The organism is Aureispira anguillae (genome assembly GCF_026000115.1).
Lineage (GTDB): Bacteria > Bacteroidota > Bacteroidia > Chitinophagales > Saprospiraceae > Aureispira > Aureispira anguillae.
Window position 1 is genome coordinate 7,066,756 of record NZ_AP026867.1, and the last position, 21,160, is coordinate 7,087,915.

The 21,160-nt window shown below is 35.1% G+C and carries 13 protein-coding genes; 4 read left to right on the plus strand and 9 right to left on the minus strand.

Annotation, left to right across the window (positions count from 1 at the left end; all coding sequences use genetic code 11):
• Window positions 1–249: 249 nt before the first annotated feature.
• The gene (locus AsAng_RS27500; RefSeq protein ID WP_264790357.1) at window positions 250–2,529 is read right to left on the minus strand and encodes a RelA/SpoT family protein; all 2,280 of its coding nucleotides are present in this window, start codon (window positions 2,527–2,529) and stop codon (window positions 250–252) included.
• Between the two features lie 1,217 nt (window positions 2,530–3,746).
• Between AsAng_RS27500 and sucC the strand changes: the two genes are divergently transcribed.
• Window positions 3,747–4,958, plus strand: coding sequence for an ADP-forming succinate--CoA ligase subunit beta (gene sucC, locus AsAng_RS27505; RefSeq protein WP_264790358.1), 1,212 nt, complete (start codon window positions 3,747–3,749; stop codon window positions 4,956–4,958).
• A 94-nt stretch (window positions 4,959–5,052) separates the two neighbouring features.
• Here sucC and AsAng_RS27510 read toward each other — a convergent pair whose 3' ends face one another.
• From AsAng_RS27510 to AsAng_RS27530, 5 genes are read right to left on the minus strand one after another with little or no spacing between them, the layout of a single operon-like run.
• Window positions 5,053–5,520 (minus strand): hypothetical protein, encoded by a 468-nt coding sequence (locus AsAng_RS27510; protein WP_264790359.1) that lies wholly within the window; start codon window positions 5,518–5,520, stop codon window positions 5,053–5,055.
• 5 nt (window positions 5,521–5,525) lie between these two features.
• Window positions 5,526–6,224, minus strand: coding sequence for a hypothetical protein (locus tag AsAng_RS27515; protein ID WP_264790360.1), 699 nt, complete (start codon window positions 6,222–6,224; stop codon window positions 5,526–5,528).
• A gap of 4 nt (window positions 6,225–6,228) precedes the next feature.
• Window positions 6,229–7,329, minus strand: a complete 1,101-nt coding sequence (locus AsAng_RS27520) for an AAA family ATPase (protein ID WP_264790361.1) — start codon at window positions 7,327–7,329, stop codon at window positions 6,229–6,231.
• 28 nt (window positions 7,330–7,357) lie between these two features.
• Window positions 7,358–8,380, minus strand: coding sequence for a thiamine-phosphate kinase (gene thiL / locus AsAng_RS27525; RefSeq protein ID WP_264790362.1), 1,023 nt, complete (start codon window positions 8,378–8,380; stop codon window positions 7,358–7,360).
• Between the two features lie 51 nt (window positions 8,381–8,431).
• Window positions 8,432–9,091, minus strand: a complete 660-nt coding sequence (locus AsAng_RS27530) for an MBL fold metallo-hydrolase (RefSeq protein WP_264790363.1) — start codon at window positions 9,089–9,091, stop codon at window positions 8,432–8,434.
• A gap of 461 nt (window positions 9,092–9,552) precedes the next feature.
• Between AsAng_RS27530 and AsAng_RS27535 the strand changes: the two genes are divergently transcribed.
• Window positions 9,553–13,089, plus strand: coding sequence for a BamA/TamA family outer membrane protein (locus AsAng_RS27535; RefSeq protein WP_264790364.1), 3,537 nt, complete (start codon window positions 9,553–9,555; stop codon window positions 13,087–13,089).
• A 34-nt stretch (window positions 13,090–13,123) separates the two neighbouring features.
• Here the strand turns inward: AsAng_RS27535 and AsAng_RS27540 are convergent, their stop codons facing one another.
• The 3 genes from AsAng_RS27540 to AsAng_RS27550 form a co-directional block, all read right to left on the minus strand.
• Window positions 13,124–15,961 (minus strand): CHAT domain-containing protein, encoded by a 2,838-nt coding sequence (locus AsAng_RS27540; RefSeq protein ID WP_264790365.1) that lies wholly within the window; start codon window positions 15,959–15,961, stop codon window positions 13,124–13,126.
• 310 nt (window positions 15,962–16,271) lie between these two features.
• Window positions 16,272–16,793, minus strand: a complete 522-nt coding sequence (locus AsAng_RS27545) for a hypothetical protein (protein ID WP_264790366.1) — start codon at window positions 16,791–16,793, stop codon at window positions 16,272–16,274.
• 372 nt (window positions 16,794–17,165) lie between these two features.
• Complete coding sequence (locus tag AsAng_RS27550; protein WP_264790367.1) at window positions 17,166–17,621, minus strand: T9SS C-terminal target domain-containing protein; 456 nt, start codon at window positions 17,619–17,621, stop codon at window positions 17,166–17,168.
• Between the two features lie 542 nt (window positions 17,622–18,163).
• Between AsAng_RS27550 and AsAng_RS27555 the strand changes: the two genes are divergently transcribed.
• On the plus strand, window positions 18,164–19,579 hold the full coding sequence (locus tag AsAng_RS27555) for an amidase (protein WP_264790368.1): 1,416 nt from the start codon (window positions 18,164–18,166) through the stop codon (window positions 19,577–19,579).
• A 208-nt stretch (window positions 19,580–19,787) separates the two neighbouring features.
• Window positions 19,788–21,116 carry a flavin-containing monooxygenase gene (locus tag AsAng_RS27560; protein WP_264790370.1) on the plus strand — a complete coding sequence of 443 codons (1,329 nt, stop codon included), beginning with the start codon at window positions 19,788–19,790 and terminating at the stop codon, window positions 21,114–21,116.
• Window positions 21,117–21,160 lie beyond the last annotated feature (44 nt).

Consider the following 21,160-nt stretch of genomic DNA (forward strand, 5'->3'; position numbering starts at 1 on the left):
TGGTTAGAGGGCTTATTATTTTGTTCGTTAATTAGGAGCAATGTAAAACAAATCCAAAAAACAACATTAATAATCGCTTTGTTAAGCGATGCTGTATGTTTCATACTTTCTGGAAATGTAATAATTGCCAATATCAAAAATACGTATTTAAACTTTTGGGTGGTTAGCCACTTTTCCATGCCTTTATTATACAATTAAAATATCCTAAAAATAATACCATTGCAAATTAATATAGACAAATTGTCAGTATTATTGAATTCTAGCTACAGTATTTACTTGTTTTAGCTTTTTTAATTCAACAATTAACTCATTTAATTGATCTTTATTTTTGACGACAACACTTACTTTTCCCTCAAAGTGCCCCTCTTTTCCATTCATAGAGAAGCCACGCATATTTAGTTTGTGTTTATCGGTTATAAGATTAGATAAATTCTGTACAACCCCCATGTCGTCCATTCCAGTAATTAAAAGTTCAGCAATAAAGGAAGTATTGGCACTGTCAACCCATTCTGCTCGTTTTATTCGATATCCAAATGTAGCCTGCAAATACTCTGCATTGGGGCAAGTTGTTCGATGTATTTTAATCCCATGTTTGGAAGTTACATAAGCAAAGATATCATCTCCCAATACAGGATTGCAACAAGTCGCCAAAGAATTGACAAAATTACTGGCATCCTGACCATCAACCAAAAGTTTTGGATTGCCTTTGAATTTTCGTCTAGAACGAAGCGGAACCTTAGGTTTGATTTTGTGTTGTTGTTCAGGGATGTCTTTTTCTTGAAGATCTGCTCGCTCTGGATAAAGTCTGCCATTTTCGACTTTCAACAATTTAATTTCATTTAAATTATATTGCTCAGAGTAGATTCCAAAATATAGATCTAAGCGATTAGAGGCTCCATAATACTTTACTAAAGTATCTGTATTATCTTCTGAATGTTCTGTTAATTTTAGTGCTTTTAACTTACGATCTAGCGTTTCTTTGCCCAAAGATCCCCACTTTAGTTTTTCTTCTTTGAGCGCTTGACGAATTTTGGAGCGAGCCTTTCCTGTTTTGACAATCTTTAACCAATCTTCAGTAGGTTTTTGAGTAGAACTCGTAATGATATAAAGTTGATCTCCATTTTTTAGTTCGTAACTCAATGGCACAATCCGTTGAGCTACTTTGATCGATTTACAATGATAACCAACTTCGGAATGGATATCAAAGGCAAAGTCTAACGCTGTGGCTCCTTTTGGGAAAAAGCGCATTTCACCTTGTGGAGTAAAGACATAAACCTCTTCGGCAAAAAGGCTCGATTTGAAATCATTTAAGAAATCAATGGCATCATTATCGGGATTTTCGAGCATTTCTCTAGCCTTGCTCAACCAATTTTCAAAAATATTTTCATGCTGTTTTATTCCTTTATAACGCCAGTGAGCCGCATATCCTCGTTCTGCTACAGCATCCATTCGTTCGCTACGAATTTGGACTTCTACAAAACGACCTTGAGGTCCCATTACAGTAGTATGCAGAGATTCATAACCATTAGATTTTGGGGTCGAGATCCAATCTTTTAGCCGTTCAGGAACAGGCGTATAGCTATCGGTTATATTAGAGTACATGCTCCAACACATTGATTTTTCTTCACCAATAGGAACATCAACGATAATTCGAATTGCAAATAGATCATAAATTTCCTCAAAAGGCACTTGTTTAGCCTTTAGTTTATTGCTGATGGAGGAAACTGATTTGGCACGACCAAATATTCTGAACTTTTGAATATCGTGTTTTTTCTTAATGGCCTTTTTTATTGGCTTTAAGAACTGGTTAATATATTGCTGGCGTTGATTTTCGGTCTCTTGCAATTTTTGAATGATAAATTCATAATGCTCAGGTTCCTTTATTTTTAAACAAAGGTCCTCCATTTCGTTTTTAATATTATAAAAACCTAAACGATGTGCTAGAGGAGCATAAATAAAAGAAGTTTCAGAAGCTATTTTGAGTTGCTTGTGCGGCGGCATAGCCCCCAAGGTTCGCATATTGTGCAATCGATCTGCCATTTTGATGAGTACAACCCTAACATCCTTGGAGATGGTTAATAGAATTTTTTTGAAATTCTCAGCTTGTGGGCTTTGTATGTTCTCCTCACTAACATTGGCTAGACCACTAAACTTGGTTAACCCATCGACAATCATGGCAATTTTTTCCCCAAATTCGCTAGCAAGTTGTTCTAGAGTTACAGGAGTATCTTCTACAACATCATGCAACAAGGCAGCTTTTATAGAAGTTGGTCCTAAGCCTAGTTCTGCGGCACAAATTCGGGCTACTTCTATGGGATGAAAAATGTATAATTCGCCAGATTTTCTGCGTTGTTGAGAATGAGCTAGACGAGCTAATAAATAGGCTTTTTTTATAGAAGCGGTATGTTCATCTGTTAAAGGCGTACGGATAGAACGGCACATTCTACGATAAGCGAGATGTACCTGTTTGTCTTCTTCAGGTGTTATATCTTCTTGATAAGGAAATTCTATGCTAAATGATTTTTCCATCTATTTTTTTATGTGCAATTAAATATGGTGTAACATAAATTTTTTAACATTTATGAGCGCTTCTTTTTGCGTAAGCCCTTTTAGGATAGTATTGTTTTTTTTTCCTTGAAGCGCATGAACTAAGTGAGTTAAAATTTCTCTGCAAAAATATCAAACTACTTAAATTACACGATATTAAACCTGTTTTTATAGGTTTGTTGATTGATAATAAGTTCGATTAAATTATTCTTCTAGCAACCTAAAATCAAAGAACCATTTTATTATTTTAACGAATTTAGATGCTTTGTGGTACCGTTGCTATTAGAAGACTTTGTTTATTGTATTGGTGTATTTATTTATAAGGGAGCTTTTCCAAAGTATAAGCTATTTGTTAATAATAGCCCGTTAACAATCAATTTGATACAAAATGTTTTTTTATGAACGGCTAAAAGATTATCTCATGGTTAGAGGAAGTAATTAGTGAACGACTCTATTAATAGACCGATTAGCTTCTTATACATTTTACGAAAGGCTAATATGAAAGTTAAACTTATTCCTATTTTTCTCCAAATTTTGAGCTTGCTTTCATCAATTGTTTCCTTTTTTTTTGAAAAAAAATAAATTCAGCTGAAAAAATATTGCTTTTTGTTGTTTAAGTGTATTGATTTTTAGTAATTTGTGTATGTGTCGATAAGATGTTAAGAACAAAGAAATCGCTATGATCTTATCTTTTGTTAACATTAAAGTAAAATGAGTTTTTTAATTTTGAACGGTCTAAAATAGTATTTTGCTAAACTACTAAATCTTTTTAGAAAGAAGTGGTAAGGGGCCAGTTTGATCTAAGAAAATAAGGACGTGTATTTTTTGCTTATGGTTTTGGGAAGTAGTGACTCCTAAATAATTAAGTTGAACCCATTTATGTGGTTCTATGGCCAGTAATAGGAGTTGTGAACTCCTGTTGCTGGCTTTTTTGTTTCAGCATCTTAAATGAATGTTTGATTGTTCATTAGCTAAGTTTTTTTATTACAGTCATGTTGTGAATAGTGGAGAAACTGCTAGCGGTTTGTGCAATTTCCTTTAGGCTATAAATGTTTTTTATAACAAAGCCAAATACTCTTAGGAATGGAGTATACTAAAAAAATCAAAAAAATAGCAGACTACTAATTTGAATAAGCTTAGAAAAACTTTTAGATTTGAGCAATTGAAACATTATTATAATAACATTCAATCATTATACAATGAATCTGCATGAATATCAAGCCAAAGAACTATTAGCTAGTTATGGCGTGCCTATCCAACGCGGTGTTGTCGTTGAAAATTTGAACGACATTGAAACTGCATTTGCTAAACTTAAAGAAGAAACAGGAACTAGTTGGTGTGTTGTCAAAGCGCAAATCCATGCTGGAGGACGTGGTAAAGGCGGTGGAGTTAAGTTGGCCAAGAATATGGACGAGTTAAAAATGCATGCTGGTAACATCTTAGGGATGATGCTTAAAACGCCTCAAACTCCTGGTGGAATGGATGGCGAAGGTAAATTGGTTCGTAAGATTCTAATTACGGAAGACGTATATTATCCAGATGCTGATGGCAACATGGACGTTAATGAATTTTATTACTCTATTTTGATGGATAGAGAGCGTAAATGTAATGTTATCGTATATTCTACAGAAGGTGGAATGGACATTGAGAAAGTTGCAGAAGAGACGCCTCATTTGGTACACAAAGAATACATTCACCCTCATTTAGGATTGCAAGCTTACCAAACTCGTAACATTGCACACAATTTGGGCTTGACAGGTGCTGCATTTAAAGCGATGACCAAATTTGTTGCTACTACTTATAATGCTTTTATTGGTGCAGATGCGTCTTTGGTAGAAATCAACCCTTGTCTAAAAACTTCTGATAATAAAATTGTTGCTGCGGATTCAAAAGCTTCTTTAGATGAAAACGCATTGTTCCGCCATCCTGATTTGGCTGCTTTGCGTGATGTACATGAAGAAGATCCTGCGGAAGTAGAGGCTAAAGAACATGGACTAAGCTTTATCAAATTAGATGGTAATGTTGGTTGTATGGTTAATGGTGCTGGTTTGGCAATGTCTACTATGGATATTATTAAATTGTGCGGTGGTGAGCCTGCTAACTTCTTGGATGTAGGAGGTACTGCTGATGCAAAACGAGTAGAAACTGCTTTCCGTATTATCCTAAAGGATGAGAATGTAAAAGCAATTCTAATTAATATCTTTGGTGGTATTGTTCGTTGTGACCGTGTTGCACAAGGTGTGGTAGATGCTTACCAAAACATTGGAGACATCAATGTACCAATTATTGTACGTTTGCAAGGTACCAATGCTGAGATTGCGAAAAAATTGATCGACGATTCAGGTTTGGATGTACATTCTGCTGTAACACTTCAAGAAGCTGCAGACAAAGTTACTGAGCTAGTAGGATAGAATAATAGAACAATATAGATAGAATAGAAGGTTGCTGCTTTTTTAGTAGCAACCTTTTTTATTGTATAGCAAAACTATATTAAAATTGTGTTCGTTATTCGTTGTCAGTATCTGCATGAGCAGTGATGGTATCATCGTCTTCTATATTTTCTTCTGCACTTGGCCAGTACAAAGAAAGTTCAATACCGATTTCTAATGCTCCTGCCAAACGCATTAGCTTTGGAGGAAGGTAATCACATTGTGTGAAATGGTTGTTTCCCAGCCTACATTCATAGGGGAGATCAAACCGCCAGTCATCAATACTATGATGCTTTTGGAGTAGCCTCAAATAAGGGCTATAGACCTCCAGAAAACTAATCATATCTATGATTTGTCCTTCCATATCACCCCAGGGCCGATCACTAACCTCACAGGAAAAACCAAAATCATCATAAGCTATTTCTTCAGTGCTTATTTTAGGAATATCGCCTTTTTCATGCGATTGATAAACTGGTAATTCTGGATGATCAGAAAGGAATTGCTGGAACGAACTAGTTTTGCTCGTTACATGAAAAATGCACATGTAGGTTATTGTTTTAAAGAAGTAACAAAATCGTTTAAGCTTTGGTTGTATTTTAATGCTGCGGTTAATTTCTTTTTCTTTTTAAAATCAGCAGCATAAAAACTCATTTTTTCAAAGTCAGATTTTTGAGCAATTTTTTGAGTTTTTTTATCAAATTTTTTATCCGAACTCTTTTTTTTGCTGATTAATCTGTGAAATTTTCTTTTTGGATCAGGATATTGACTACTATCTTTTGTTTCGAACAAGGTTAGTAACCATGCTTCCATCTCTTCGATACAGATAGCATAATAGAGTTGACCAGTATATTGGTTATTAAGCCACTTGTTAATTTGGTTAATAACAGACGTTCTAAGATTGGTACAATAGTTTGAATCCTTGGCAGGACGAATAACATCATAGTTTTCTAATTCACATTCTGCGGTGTCTATTTGTATAATAATAGCTCTTTCTTCGTCAATAATATTTTCATCTACCAAAAAGCTTTGCAATCGAGAACGTTCAACACAATCCTTTTGAACCAATGTCCAAGAACTAAATTCATCCGCAGTCATTTCTTTGTATTCCCCCCCTTGTAGATCTGTCTCATCTAGATCAAATTCAGGGCGAAGAAATTGAATATCATCATCGTCGTTTAATATTGTCCATAAAATATTATTAAGAACAGCACAATCTCCTCTTCCTTCTGCTATAATGCCTATACGCATAGTATTAAAAATTTTGAGGAATGCCTCCTAGATGGTTACGCATCCAAAGTTCGGAAAGCTTCAATTTTTTACCTCCTATCTCAACAGAAGGTTTTAATTGAATTCTTTTAGCTATAGTATGTCCTTTTTTATTTCTAGAAACAACAAATAAACGTTGTTCATCGTCATGGAGATTTAGACCATCTAAAATTGCAGGGTTATGTGTAGTTATTAATGCTTGCTTTTGGTTTTTATTAGCTAAACTGGCTAAATTCTTCATCAAGTGGCGACATAAATTAGGGTTGAGAGCATTTTCTATATTGTCAATAGCAAAGAATTGAGGTGTTCTTTGGCTAATGAATAAAGCTAAATAAAATAAAATATGTAGAGCACCTTCATTAGCATTTTCTACAGAAAAAATATTGTTTTTTTTCTGCATAAACTTGTCACGAAAATAAAGTTTGGAATCTGAGCGCAGTTTTAAGCGTTTACTAGCGAAGTCTCCATCTTTGTCCACCATAATTCCATTATCATCTAACCATGAAATAAATTTAGAGTGTTCCAGTAATTGTTGCCATTCAATGGATGTAAATTTTTCTAGTAATAAATCAAGGTTTTCTCCATTCCTTCCTGGTACTTCTAGGCTTTGTTTATTAAACCCTCTTAGAGGGTTGGTTTGTAATTCGTAGATAATGTAATCGAAAATGGAGTGACTTTGCATATTACTAGCAACGATATTTCCAACATCTTTTAAATCCATGAATGAAGGGTTATCGAAAATAGAATATTCGTCTACCCAAGTAGTCGTAATATCACTAGAATTAGCAATCAAATTTGTTTGGATGAGGTATTGATTTTTCTTAGAAATATTAATTCTAATGTTTTTTTTTGATTTCACTCCCAAAAAAGAATTCATCATCATATCAGGACGAGTAACCCGAATGCCTTTCGCCGCTAAATCATCGTTTCTTAATCGATTACTTTTGGCTGCACTAGCCAATGCAACTGCCTCCAAGATATTCGACTTCCCACAGCCATTTTCACCAATAAATACATTGACTTTACCCAATTCAATCTCTAAATTATGAATGGATTTGAAATTTTCAATGTGCAATTTAGTTAACATAATATTTAGCTTTTTCCGTTTGACGAAATTAATGATGCCTCCATCCCTGCGCAATTAACTCCTTGATGCTGCCACCACTGGTATGCAAATTAATGCCATCCTCAGGTTTGGTAATTTCTCCAATAATACGAATATCCATCATGTATTTAATTTTCTCTGCATCTTCTGGTTTGATGGTAAAAAGCAACTCATAATCTTCACCACCATGCAAGGCGCAAGTAGTTGGTGGTAATTTAAAATCAATTGCCTTGACAGAAGTTTCCTGAGCGATAGGCAGGCTTTTTTCTTCGATATAAGCACCCACATCAGATTGACGGCAGATGTGCAACAAGTCAGAAGATAGACCATCCGAAATGTCAATCATAGCAGTTGGCAATAGGTTGGCAGTTTGAAAAAACTCATAGATGTCTTTTCTGGCTTCTGGTTTTAGCAAGCGCCCAACAATATAATCCTTGTTTTCCAAATCGGGTTGCATCTCAGGATTGTCTAAATAGATTTGTTTTTCACGCTCCAATAATTGCAAACCTACATAAGCACCCCCTAAAAAGCCCGAAACACAGACCAAGTCACCAACTTGAGCAGTATCTCTATAGACCAATTGGTCTTCGTCTGCCACGCCCAGTGCTGTGATACTAATGGTTAATCCTTGTATAGATGAAGTGGTATCGCCACCAATTAAGTCTACACCATAGGCTTCGCAGGCCAAGTGAATTCCTTTGTAAATTTCATTCACAGACTCTACTGAAAAACGATTGGAAACAGCAATAGAAACTGTAATTTGAGTAGGTCGAGCATTCATGGCGTAAATGTCTGATAAATTAACGACCACGGCTTTATATCCTAGATGTTTGAGGGGCGTATAAATTAAATCAAAATGAATGTTCTCGACCAACAAGTCCGTAGAAACAACCGTTTTCTGATTGCCATGATCAATGATGGCAGCATCATCGCCAACTCCTTTTAGGGATGATTTATTTTTTAGTTTGACATCTTTGGTCAAGAATTCTATAAGTCCAAATTCTCCTAAATCACTAAGTTCTGTTCTCGCCATTTTTATTATAATATAAAGTAATTTTAATAGTTGGTTATATCCTAACAAGATTTATCTTGCATGGTTTAGAATGAAAGGATTACTTGCTTTTTCTGCTCCAACGGTTGTCGGATTCCCATGCCCCGAATACACAATTGTAGAATCAGGCAAGGTTAGAAAATGATCAAATATGCTTTGCATTAAGGTGTTCATATCTCCACCAGGCAAATCTGTTCGCCCAATGCTCCCCTGAAACAATACATCGCCACCAATAATAAAATTATCGTTGGAGCAATAAAAAGAAACAGAAGCTGGCGAATGCCCAGGAGTGAATAAAACGCTTAGTTCTGTATTTCCAAATTGAATAAGATCTCCTGCTTGAATAAATTTATTGGGATCTGGATCTGGTGATTGTTGTACATTGGGAATTCCATACATTTGACAAACAACAGGAACCGATTCTAATACGGGAAGTTCGCCCTCATGAATTTCTAACGGAAGTTGATAGGTTTCTGCTACATAGCGATTGCCAAATACATGATCTAAATGGCAATGTGTATTGATTAACCGAACAGGGGTAAGTTCATGCTCTGTTATAAAGTTACTCAATGTTTTTCGCTCTTCTGCGGTATAACATCCTGGATCTATGATAATACACTCTTTGGTTTCATCATAAATGATATAAGTGTTTTCTGAAAACGGGCTAAAAGTGAAAAAATGAACTTGTGCCATATTAAAATACTATTTTAAGCTAAAAAACTGGAACTGGTTTTATTTTTGCGGCTAGACAGACAAACAAGCATAATTCGCAATTTTTTGCAAAAAGCTTAAGCGTATTTTAACCACAGACTGCAAAAATACGTTATTATTAATACAATACATCAATCAGTATAGAAAATCATCAAGTTTCTTAAATTCAATAGAATTAGTCAGATTTGATTCTTGCTATAAATATGGTTTTATTTTTAATGAGTGATTGCTTATTATTGCTTAATTTTAGTTGCTTTTAAAAAAGGCAGTCAACTTAGAACAAACCCATCTAACTTTACTTACTTAAGATAGAAAAAAGCAAGAAGAGAAGGTAGAATACTATTATTATCTTGTAGTCTACCGCTACATACTATTTATTTTGTTGCAATTGTAGCACAAAACGCTATTGCCAACAAAAACAAAACTTATATATTCGTAGAACTATGATTCATCAAAAAAATAGCACGATCATATTATCTCTGTTTACCCTCTTTTGGGCAATTGGTTTGATGCCTTCGGCAAAGGGGCAAGTTGTTAGCATGGAGTATGGTCAAAACAGAATTCAATATGAGCAAAAGAAGTGGTTTAGATATGAATCTACGAATTTTTATTTGTCTTATGCTGAAGAAGATGAACCACTGGCTCGTTATCTTTTACCTGTTGTTGAGTTGGACTACCTCGAACTTGCTCGAATGTTTGAGCATCAATTAAAAAAACGCATTGAGGTAATTATTTACAGTGACTATAGCGATTATTTGCAAAGCAATATCGGAATGCAAAGACATTCCGTTAATCGAGGAGGTATTACTCAATTGGTCACTCCAAAGATTGAGGTTTATTTTGACGGAAATCATGCCAATCTACGAAAACAGCTTAGAAAAGGTTTGGCAGAAGTATTATTGGGCAAAATTCTGGTTGGAACCAATCTTCAAGAAATGGTTCAGAACTCGGTGTTGATGAATCTTCCTCAATGGTTTGTAAAGGGAGCGATTGCTCATGCTACCGAGGATTGGAATACAGAAATGGACGATCGACTCAGGGATATTTTGTTGAGTGGGAAGTATGAAAACTTTGTAGAATTAGCCAAACATGAGCCTCTATTGGCAGGACAATCACTTTTTCATTTTGTCTCTCAAGAACACAGCACATCTACGGTATCCAATTTATTGTATTTAACTCGGATTAACAGAAGTGTGGAGAATGGCTTTTTGTATGTTTTTGGCAAGACCTATTACCAAGTAGTTGGCTCTGATTGGTTTAATTATTATAGTGATCGTTATAATAAGGATAATAAGAAACGCCGTTTTCCTAACAAAGGAGCGCTAGAATTAAAAATCCCCAAAACGGCTACGATTAAAAATGTAAAAATAAGCCCCAATTCTAAATACATTGCTTATACCGAACATAATAAAGGCGTTCGAAAGGTAATTGTTTATGATTTGGAAACACAAGAGCAAACCGTTTTGTATAAGCATGGAGAATATGACTTGTCGGGGAATTATGAACAGCATTATCCCTTGATTGCATGGGGCAAAAAAAGCGATAAAGTAATTATCATTCATGAAAAAAGGGACAAAGTAAAAATTAGATACCAAGATATTGATAAAAAAGGAGCCAAAGATAGAGTCTTAGAGGATATAGAACGAGTAATTGATTTTGAGGTTTTGAATAGTTCTACCTTAGTGTTTACAGGCTTTCACAATGGCCATTCTGATTTATATTCTTTTAATGGGGGCAAGCCAAGAGCAATTACCAATGACTTTTGGGATGAGAAAGAATTGGCAATTGTTACCCTAAAAGGGCAAAAGGGAATTGTATTTTCTTCGAATAGAAATTCTTCGAGTCTAAGGGCAATGCATTTTACCAATCAGTTGCCTCCTAATAATTTTGATTTGTATTTTTATAACCTAACTACCAAGTCGAATGAATTGATTCGGTTGACCCGCACTCCATTGGCCAATGAATGCTACCCCATAGCAATGGGGAAAGGGGATCATTTTACTTACCTAAGTGACGAAAATGGATTTTATAATCGTTATGTGGCTGTTGTTGATACTGTTTTATTAAGAGAAGAACGTGTTTTAGTTTTTGAGGATGGCACTCAAATGATTGTTCCTGTAGACACGGTATACAGTCATTTACCAGTTGATAGTACTTATATTCAACCCGTTTATATTGAAACAGGGGTTGCCCATGCCAATACAGATTATAGTAGAAATATATTGGAACACGATGGAAATCTAACAAAAATAGTAGACTTAATTTACAGAAAAGGAGCTTATCATATTTTTGTACGAGATGCCAAACCTCAACGAACAATGGAAACGATGGCAAAAACTACCTATCGTAAATTGTTGGAAAAAATTAATGGTTTAACAAAAAGAGAAAAAAGCACGGCTGCAATAAGAACACCCGCTGAGAGCACAACTGTTTTACCCAAAAAACTAAACTTAGAAATAGAGGATGCTACTAGTATAAAAGATACGGTGCCTCCTGTTGATACGGGGAAAATTGATATTGATAATTATGAGTTTCAAAGTGAGTTTGAAGATATTACAGAACCTAGTATAGAAAAGGACGATCCCGATACAGAAGTAACGCCAATTATCTTGGTAGAGGATGGGGATGATATTAAGGCAAGCCCAGCCAAGAAGAGCCAACCGAAAGCAATTCTTACCGATCCAGAAACTAAAGTTGTTGCTTGGAATCCAACGCATACCAAACGGTACAAAAGCTTATTTAAAGTAGACCAAATTACCTTCCAAATGGACAATACCCCTATGTATAATGGGATGAATATGTATTTGGGAGGATATTATCAATTTCAGCCTTTAAGTTTTGCCCTTAAAACGGGATTTGTAGATATTTTTGAAAATTTCTACTTAGAGCTGGGGATAAGAATTCCGTTTGATTTTAATGGAATGGAGTACTTTGTTAATGTGGAAAACAAAAAAGGATTGATTGATCAAAAATATTCCTTTTATAGACGAGGAAGAATCAATACTTATGTTGTGGTGGACACTACTACGAATGTTGCTATAGAAGCTAGAGGACGTACCGTTAAGCATTTGTTGCAGACGGAGTTAAAATATCCCTTGACAAAATTTCAGAGTGTGCGAGGTATTTTTAGTTTGCAGCTAGACAAAGTAGCTATTTTGGCAGAAGAACTTAATAGCTTGCAAGTGCCCGTCTATCATGAAAATAGATTTGGATTTCGTTTGGAATATGTCTTTGACAATAGCTTGGAGTTGAGGCATAATGCTAGAAAGGGAACTAAATTTAGAGGCTATTTGGATTTGTACAAGCCTTTTTCAGTGCAGACAGAAGGTCAGTTTAAGGTTGGTTTTGAAGGTGGTTTAACTGCTGCGTTAGGGTTTGATGCGAGGCACTATTTGACTTTTGATGACAAGACTATTTTTGCTTTTCGTTTGGCTGGCGCAAGCTCTTTTGGGCAACAGAAGATTTTATATTCTTTGGGAGGCGTAGAAAACTGGATGTTCCCTACAGCAAGTTCAACGGTTAGTTTGCCCGAAGCAAGTGATTATGGCTTGCAAACTTTAGCGGCCAATATGAGAGGGTTTAATAATAATGCTCGAAATGGTAGTTCTTATGCCTTGGCAAATGTTGAAATTAGAGTGCCTATTATTGATTATATCTCCAAAAACCCTCCTAGAAATGCCATGTTGAGAAGTTTGCAACTGGTTGCCTTTTTGGATGTAGGAACAGCTTGGCAGGGAGCTTCTCCTTTCTCAATTAACAATCCATTAAACACATCTGTAATTGACAACAATAGCCCTGGGCAAATATCGCCTGTTAAAGTAACCGTCAATTATTATAGACGCCCAATTTTGGTAGGGTATGGTTTTGGAATAAGAACAGTACTTCTAGGTCACTATTTTCGCTTAGACTATGCTTGGGGAGTAGAAACAGGGCAAGTCCAAAAACCGATATTATACTTGTCTATAGGGGCAGATTTTTGATGCTCTTAGGTCTAATTTACCAGTTTAATGCTTCTTACTTAGGCTGGTAAATTAGCTTTTTTATAGCAAAGAATAAACCTGCTAAAATCAATAGCAAACTTCCCCCAATAAAAGCTCCTTTGACATAATCAAATTGAGTGATGGATGGAATGGATCTATTGTCTCCAATTTGAATAAAGGGCGACCAAAATACAGGATGTGCAGTGAGATCACTTGATTGGTTTATGAAATTTAACTTTGCTATCCGCAAGGCTTTATCTTTGGGCATTCCTTGGGTTAAATTCTTATAAAAATCAGTTATAATAATAGAGGTCGCTTCATCGTTAACTTGCCATAAACTTACAATCAAACTCGAAGCTCCAGCATACATAAATGAGCGAGCCAATGACATAATGCCTTCTCCTTGTTTATATTTTCCATAACCAGTTTCACAAGCAGAAAGTACTACTAAATCAGCATTGACCTTTAATCGAGCGATCTCATAGGCTTGGAGCAAACCATCTTCTAAACTATCACTAGTTTCTGAAAAGACCAAAGCAGAAAGCATGGATAAACGATTGTTGATAACTCCATGCATCGCTAAATGTAGAATACCATACTCTGAAGCCATCTGCTTAAAGCTAGCTTCATTCGCTGAGTCATTTCTTAGATAAGTTCCATCTATGATTTTGGATAAGGCCGTAAGCTCGTGTTGAGTTGCTGGAAGAGTTGCTAGAGCCGATCGGATAGAATGCGCATAGGGCGAACGAGTTAGGATAAGGGAACTATCTGTTGTGTTGGTATAGGCAGGAGCAAACGCCAAAATTTGATGATTGTTTTTGGCGGTTGACTTAGTCCTGTTTTCTTTCCATAGCGTTGCCGAATAGTCATAACTAATATTATAACGCCTAAGCAAATAAGGTAAATTGCGGTAATTGGTCGCCGCTTGAGATATTGGTTCTGTCAAAAAAGCGCCAAAAGGCAAATGCCCTAGTTCCCCATCGGTTACAATAACTAGATTCTTAATGTTACATTTGTTTTTTAGAGCGGCAGCTAGTATTGTTTTATAAAACCAATAAGCCGTTGCCATATATTGTTCTTGATTTTTTCGAGTTGAATTCGTAACAAAATTATAATCGCTTAAGGCCTGTCTTAATTTTTGAATCTGTATAGTTAAAGAATCCTTTGATACTAAAAGTGGATATAGATCAATCCCTTTATTCGTTACCGTAAAGAGGTAACTCATGCTGTCTGCAATGAAGTATTGCAGCAACATTGTTCCCTTATCTAACAAGGCTTGAACTTCTGTTGTGTTGGGGATGGTACTTTGGTATTTTAATGCATGGTATTTGGGATATTTATCCTTTATAGAAGAGAGAAAAGCGTTAATTTTTTTATTTAACTCGTTCTCTTCGGCTATAATTTTTTTGTGTGTTGAGCGGCTAGTAGCTTCGTATTTTTGTTTTTTTAGTTCGGTTTTTTGGCGTTGTAAATCAAGTTCTAAGAGTGCCAAGGAGTCGGGAAGGTCGCCAAGTGTTCGAGCACGATTTCCCTGTAAGGCATCAATTAATAACATAGATTTATTTTGTTCTGCAAATTTAAAGGCTTCTAATAAGTAGTGTTGCCCACCTATTTTGCTTAACAAAGTTGTTGTCTCAATGGCATCTTTTGACAATGAACTCATTTGCTTTATATTACTGAGTTTATCTTGATCATCCATAAAACTATTGCGTATATTGCGAGAAACAGTCATAGCAGTACTTAGAGCAGCATAGGCTTGTTCTAAATGAGCGGAAATTTTTGAATTATCGTATTGAGATCTTGACAACTGATAAACCAAATGTAAGGTTGGAATTATTTTTTGCTCAAATTTAAATTCATAATCTAGTATATTTTTAGGCATTTCTATCAGATTAGGGATTTTTGTATTATCCGATAAGAGATTTAGCGAAAAGGATTGGTTGAGATAATGGGTTGCTTGATCAAAGTCTTTTAAATCGATGTACAATTCAGCAATATTATTTATATAATTTAAATAATTTAGCGTTTTAGTCATGGATTTATTCTTGAGAATTTCAATAGCTTGTAAGTACAAACGTTCGGCTTTTCTGTACTTCCCAATGTCATGATATAGACTAGCTACATTATTTAGTGAAATGGCATAACTTGGATCTGTTTTGGATAAAATTTGTTCTTCAATGGTGAGTGCTTGTAGAAACAATTGCTCTGCATGATGATAGTCTTTATTGATCTTGTACGATGAGGCTAAATTAACAAGAGTAGTGGGGTAATAGGGATGAGCTTCTCCTAAAATTTCTTTGCATAAAGAAGACACCTTTGTAAATATAGGAATGGCATACGCTTGCTTATCAGCATAATAATAAGAGAAGGCAAGACTATTTAAGTAGACTAAGTAATTAATGCTTTTTTTACCAGAGAATTTTTCTTCTAAATCTAGGACCTGCAAATGCAATGACTCTGCCTTTTTGTATTTACCCATATAGTCTTGCAAGGTTGCCAAATTGCTGATCGTTGCAATATATTGCGCATTATTTTTCCCCCAAACCTCTTGAAAAATTTCCTTTACTTCCCAATAATAGGGTTCCGCTTTCTCGTAGTTACCATAGGTTTGGTGCAAAATAGCTAAGTTATTAATGTAGTTGATATAGGTAGCATGTTTAGCACCAAATTCTGCCTTAGCCTTAGTTACCCCTTGATGAGCATAAATTAATGCTTTTTCGTAGGCTCCTTGATTGTTATGTACATTTTTTAAACTGTCTAGTTCTTCATAGCTTAAGCTGTCTAATAGAGGAGGGGAGGCTTGTGCATTTATAGTAAGTAAGGAGATAAAAGGACTCAAAATGCCTATAAGGATCATTTTTTGTATGGACATAATTACAATAGCATTTATACAAATCAAGAGGGACGTTAGAACAAGGACATTTTCACTATTGAGGTGAGGGGAATTGCATTTTTAGTTAAAAAATGCGGTATAAAGATAGGCATCTAATGCATGCAGAAAGCGGGTAATCTTGCCAGAAATGTATAAATTCTTGCCAAAAGAACTCATTAATAGCGCATTATTGCGTTCTAAACTAAATATGGACAAAAAATACAGAAGGAATGTGCAGAAGGAAAGAAGTTCATTATACTAAAAAAAGTATAATGCTTTGTTATTTATGGACTTGCCATTTAAAGATCGCTTATTTTTCTTTGATTAAGACTTGATTATTGGTAGAGGCGGTAATCGTAGATTGGTTTCGTTTCTTTATATTAATGATCCCAGTTTCGCCCGTAACGGCATTTTCGAAAACGACAGAAGTTATAGTCTCTGGAACATATATAGCATATGAAATTTCTTCTTGGCATTGTTCTCCTTGCAAAACCATTGGTTGTCTAGATTTATCCTCTAAGCGTAATCCACTACCACCGTCAGGGGTTAAGAACAAATCATACCTTCCTTTTTTTATGAGTACTTCTAGAAAAAAAACATTAGGAATGCCTAAACGTACTTTTCCTGTGACCATAACACGAGTACCTTTCATATGATGAACCTCAATATTAGAAGTATTGAGTTTGATATAAATAGACGTTGGAGGGTTCTCTGGATCCTGCTCAACACTTAACATTTGATTAAGGTATTGAGAAACATGCCCTTGTGAAAAGCCGTCATGAAAAGCTATCAACAAAAACAAACAGGATAAGATAATTTTTTTTGAAATCATTTTTTCTGATTTTATTGTTGAGTGGTGTTAAGCTGTGTTATAAGTTTATCGTCTATAGCTATTTATGTATAAAAAAAGCGATCCAAGATTTTAAATTATTGATAAATAGGTTATTATATAATCTAAAAAAGATATTTTATTCCCAAAATAAAATAAAAATCTTAGAGATGTAAAATGCGTGTTTACTATACAAGATAGATCTTAAATATAGTAAAATAAAATACATGTTTATTAAGAATGTAAATAATGTTTGTTTTTATTGGAGAAATAAGCAACAAAATAGAATCAATTCTGCTTTGTTACGTAAGGCAAAAAAGAGAATTGAATCTTTAAATTCAATTCTCTCATGCATACTAAATAACTGACGAATTGCTATTTTTGACGATTAATAGTAACGGTAGTAGTTTTTTCTCTACCTTCTGCATCTGTCAATTGAAATTTGTAAGTACCATCTTCAAGTGACTTAACATTCAATGCATTGTAATTGTTACCATCTTGAACTTGCAAAATACGATTAGCTGCTAATTGATAGCCTTCTTCATCGAACATTTTCATAGTCAAGTTTTTTTGCTCTTCCGATTTTAGTGAAAAAACAAAAACGTCGTCGTTAACCTCATCTTCAGCGATCATTTCAATCTCTAAAACTCTAGCAACTTTTTCTGCAGCCATTAATGTGGTGTATAGAGTAGCAACAACTTGTTGGTCCTCATCTCCATTATCCATTAATAAGATAACAGCGACAAATTTGTCCTCTTTAGTTGGTGCTTCCATTGCAAAAGTAGCATTGAGTGTAACAACTAGAGCTAATAATGATAGTATGAACTTCATAATTAAACTGGTTAAATGTGAAAAAAAAAAATATCATTTAAATAGTATGATACAGCTATATTAATAGTAATGACGAATGTTGTTTGGTTTATTGTGGGAGTCTTTTTTATTGTTAAATAACAACATTATTTTAATAAACCTGAGGGGCTATCTAATTGGGTATCCAATTTGCTACATTTCTTGCTTTTAATTGGGCTATTTTATAGCGTCAAATAATAGAAGAAAGGGTTATGTATGTTTATTAAACGTAAAAAAACTGTTTTTGTTTTTATTTTAGAATAAAATTTTGTTTTTAGGTTTTTATTTGTTTGTATGTGGTGTAAAATTGTGCAACGGTAGTGTATTGTTTTGTGTTGAAGAAGAGTGTTTCGGTTCTATATTAGTAGAAATTATTCAAATAATATAAAAAATAATAGGGGGGGACGACCTGTTAGGGCATGTTTAGTATAGAGGAAAAGAGGAGGCAGTTTTTAACTTCACGACTTTACTTTATCATCATAATTTGCCAAATTTTATTACAACTAATAAAAGCAAAATAACAAATGAAAAATAAGATTCATGCATTTGATATAGGCATCCTAGGAACGATGGATGCTACAGAAATTGCTACTCAAATTCGAACTAAAAATATTAGCACACAAGAAGCTGTAGGCTGTGCTATAACACGTGCAAAAAAAATAGACCCAACCTTAAATGCCATTGTCAATAATTGTTTTGATACAATACTAGATGAACCTAAATTAGAGGGAAAAGGCTGTTTTGAAGGCGTTCCGACTTTTGTTAAAGATTTAATTAACGTTAAGGGCTTGCCCACTTTGCATGGCTCCTTAGGAGTAAGCAATCGACCGCATAAGAAGAACGAAAAGAATGTAGACCAAATTTTGTCAACAGGATGCGTTGTGTTGGGCAAATCAACGACTTCAGAATTTGGTTTGTTACCAACTGTAGAAACTTCGTTGCAAGGATCAACCCTTAACCCCCTAGGATTGGACTATTCTACAGGAGGGTCTTCTGGTGGTGCAGCTGCCTTAGTGGCTTCTGGAGTTGTTCCATTTGCTCATGCCGCAGACGGAGGAGGCTCTATTCGAATTCCTGCTTCTTGTTGTGGTTTGGTTGGTCTAAAACCGAGCAGAGGAAGAGATATGGAATCTCCAACGGGAATTTTACCTGTAGATATTGTTTGTCAAGGTGTCTTAACACGAACGGTTCGAGATTCTGCCAACTATTATGCCTCTGTCGAAAAATATTATGCACATCCTACATTGCCACCAATAGGCTTGGTCAGTCAACCCAATAAAAAACGCTTAAAGATTGGCTTATTTACCCAAACGCCTACGAACATTAAAAGCCACGAAGATGTTGATCGGGTAGTAATTGGGGCAGGAAAATTTTGTGAAAACTTGGGACATGATTTGGAACTAATTCAGAACCCATTTAGTCAAGAAACAAAGATTGACTTCTTAGCTTATTGGAGTTTTATTACGTATCTGGTATATCGTTTCGGAAAGTTCACCTATGGAATGGGCTTCGATAAATCTAAACTGGAAGTTTTTACAACTCAGATGGCAAAAGTCTATCCTAAGGTGTTTTTTAATACTTTTAGTAGTATCAAACGACTAAAAAAGTTCTGCCATTATTACGATAGCCTTTTTAAAAAATACGATGTTTTAATGAGCCCTGTTTTGTCGCATCCCGTTCCTACAATTGGTTATTTTGGACCAGAGAATAACTTTTTTTCTACGGTTGAAAAACTGAGCCAATATGTCAATTTTACCACCTTTCAGAATGTGACAGGGGCACCTGCTATTTCTTTGCCAATGGGGATGTGTGCCAATGGTTTGCCTATTGGGGTGCAATTTGCTGCTAATATTGGGGAAGATCGAAAATTACTGGAATTGGCATTTGAAATTGAAAATAACGGGGGATTAATCGATTGGGCAACAATTATTCAAAATTAGTTAGAAGTGTAAACTATGGAGCTTTTGAGGATGCTGTTATGGTCTGTTTTGTATTCTATTAAGCTATTTTTGCTGTTTAATTTCTTTGTAGAAATGTAATTATAAGAGAAGTTTGATACAATTTAGAGCTTAAAGTGTACGAATTTTTGTCGTTATTTGTAATGACATAAGCCGCCAATAACCAACTGTTTAATGAGAAAAAATGACCATGGGAAACTTTAATCAGCCAAATGAAATGCCGCAGAATACAACAAATAAATATGCCATAATAGGAGGGGGACCAGCGGGGCTTTCGGGAGCAAAAGCATTAAAGGAATTAGGTATAGCATTTGATGGATTCGAAATGGGAAATGATTTTGGAGGCTTGTGGAATATTAATAACCCTCGCAGCACAATGTATGAATCTGCGCATTTAATCTCATCTAAAACAACCACTCAATTTTTAGATTATCCAATGCCTGAGGATACCCCAGATTATCCAAGCCACAAATTAATGAGCCAGTATTTTATTAATTATGCGAAGCACTTTAAATTATACGAGCACTATTTTTTTCATACAAAGGTAGAACGAGTAGAAAAAAAAGGAGCAGCGTGGGAGGTCAAAATTAGCAATCCCCAAACAGGGACTCAAACCTATACCTATAAGGGAGTTATTATTGCTAATGGAACCTTGGCAGAACCCAATATACCAACTTTTAAAGGAAACTATACGGGCGAATTGATCCATTCTGCGGCTTATAAAAACGCTGCAATTTTTGAAGGAAAAAGAGTCTTAGTTATTGGCGCAGGAAATAGTGGTTGTGACATTGTTGTTGATGCTGTACATCGAGCCGAAAAGGTAGATATTAGTGTACGTAGAGGCTATTATTTTGTACCCAAATATGTTTTTGGAAAACCTTCTGATACCATTGGAGGAAAAATTAAGTTGCCTCGGCGGCTTAAACAATCCTTTGATAATAAATTATTAAAGTGGTTTACAGGTGACCCTGAGCGATTTGGTTTTCCAAAGCCTAAATACAAGATGTATGAATCGCATCCTGTTATCAATACACTTATTTTACATCATATTGGGCAAGGAGATGCAAAAGTGCAAAAAGACATTGATTATATGGATGGAAAAACGGTTTATTTTAAAGGTGGAAACTCCGAAGATTATGATATGATTGTTTTGGCGACGGGCTACAAACTCCACTATCCATTTATTGATAAAAAACACCTCAATTGGTCGGGAATGGCTCCTGAACTATACCTCAAAATTTTCCATCCAGAATATGATAATTTATTTATCTTAGGAATGATAGAGGCTACAGGTTTGGGCTGGGAAGGGCGTTATGAACAAGCGAAACTTATGGCTAATTATATAAAAGGAATGAATGATGGCAGTGCCCAAGCGCTCGCTTTTAAAAAGAAAAAGGCAGGAAAAGAGCCTGATCTTAGTGGAGGATATAAATATCTAAAACTAGAACGCATGTCTTTTTATGTGCATAAGGATACCTATCGTGGTATTGTAACACAAGAAACAAAGGCACTGCAATAGTTCAGAAAGTATTTGGGAGCCAATAAGTTGTTGTTCGTGCTAAA

Excerpts from the sequence above, each read along its gene's own strand:
- AsAng_RS27500 (WP_264790357.1), bottom strand. The coding sequence starts at position 2,529 with ATGGAAAAATCATTTAGCATAGAATTTCCTTATCAAGAAGATATAACA.
- sucC (WP_264790358.1), top strand. The coding sequence starts at position 3,747 with ATGAATCTGCATGAATATCAAGCCAAAGAACTATTAGCTAGTTATGGC.
- AsAng_RS27510 (WP_264790359.1), bottom strand. The coding sequence starts at position 5,520 with ATGTGCATTTTTCATGTAACGAGCAAAACTAGTTCGTTCCAGCAATTC.
- AsAng_RS27515 (WP_264790360.1), bottom strand. The coding sequence starts at position 6,224 with ATGCGTATAGGCATTATAGCAGAAGGAAGAGGAGATTGTGCTGTTCTT.
- AsAng_RS27520 (WP_264790361.1), bottom strand. The coding sequence starts at position 7,329 with ATGTTAACTAAATTGCACATTGAAAATTTCAAATCCATTCATAATTTA.
- thiL (WP_264790362.1), bottom strand. The coding sequence starts at position 8,380 with ATGGCGAGAACAGAACTTAGTGATTTAGGAGAATTTGGACTTATAGAA.
- AsAng_RS27530 (WP_264790363.1), bottom strand. The coding sequence starts at position 9,091 with ATGGCACAAGTTCATTTTTTCACTTTTAGCCCGTTTTCAGAAAACACT.
- AsAng_RS27535 (WP_264790364.1), top strand. The coding sequence starts at position 9,553 with ATGATTCATCAAAAAAATAGCACGATCATATTATCTCTGTTTACCCTC.
- AsAng_RS27540 (WP_264790365.1), bottom strand. The coding sequence starts at position 15,961 with ATGTCCATACAAAAAATGATCCTTATAGGCATTTTGAGTCCTTTTATC.
- AsAng_RS27545 (WP_264790366.1), bottom strand. The coding sequence starts at position 16,793 with ATGATTTCAAAAAAAATTATCTTATCCTGTTTGTTTTTGTTGATAGCT.
- AsAng_RS27550 (WP_264790367.1), bottom strand. The coding sequence starts at position 17,621 with ATGAAGTTCATACTATCATTATTAGCTCTAGTTGTTACACTCAATGCT.
- AsAng_RS27555 (WP_264790368.1), top strand. The coding sequence starts at position 18,164 with ATGAAAAATAAGATTCATGCATTTGATATAGGCATCCTAGGAACGATG.
- AsAng_RS27560 (WP_264790370.1), top strand. The coding sequence starts at position 19,788 with ATGGGAAACTTTAATCAGCCAAATGAAATGCCGCAGAATACAACAAAT.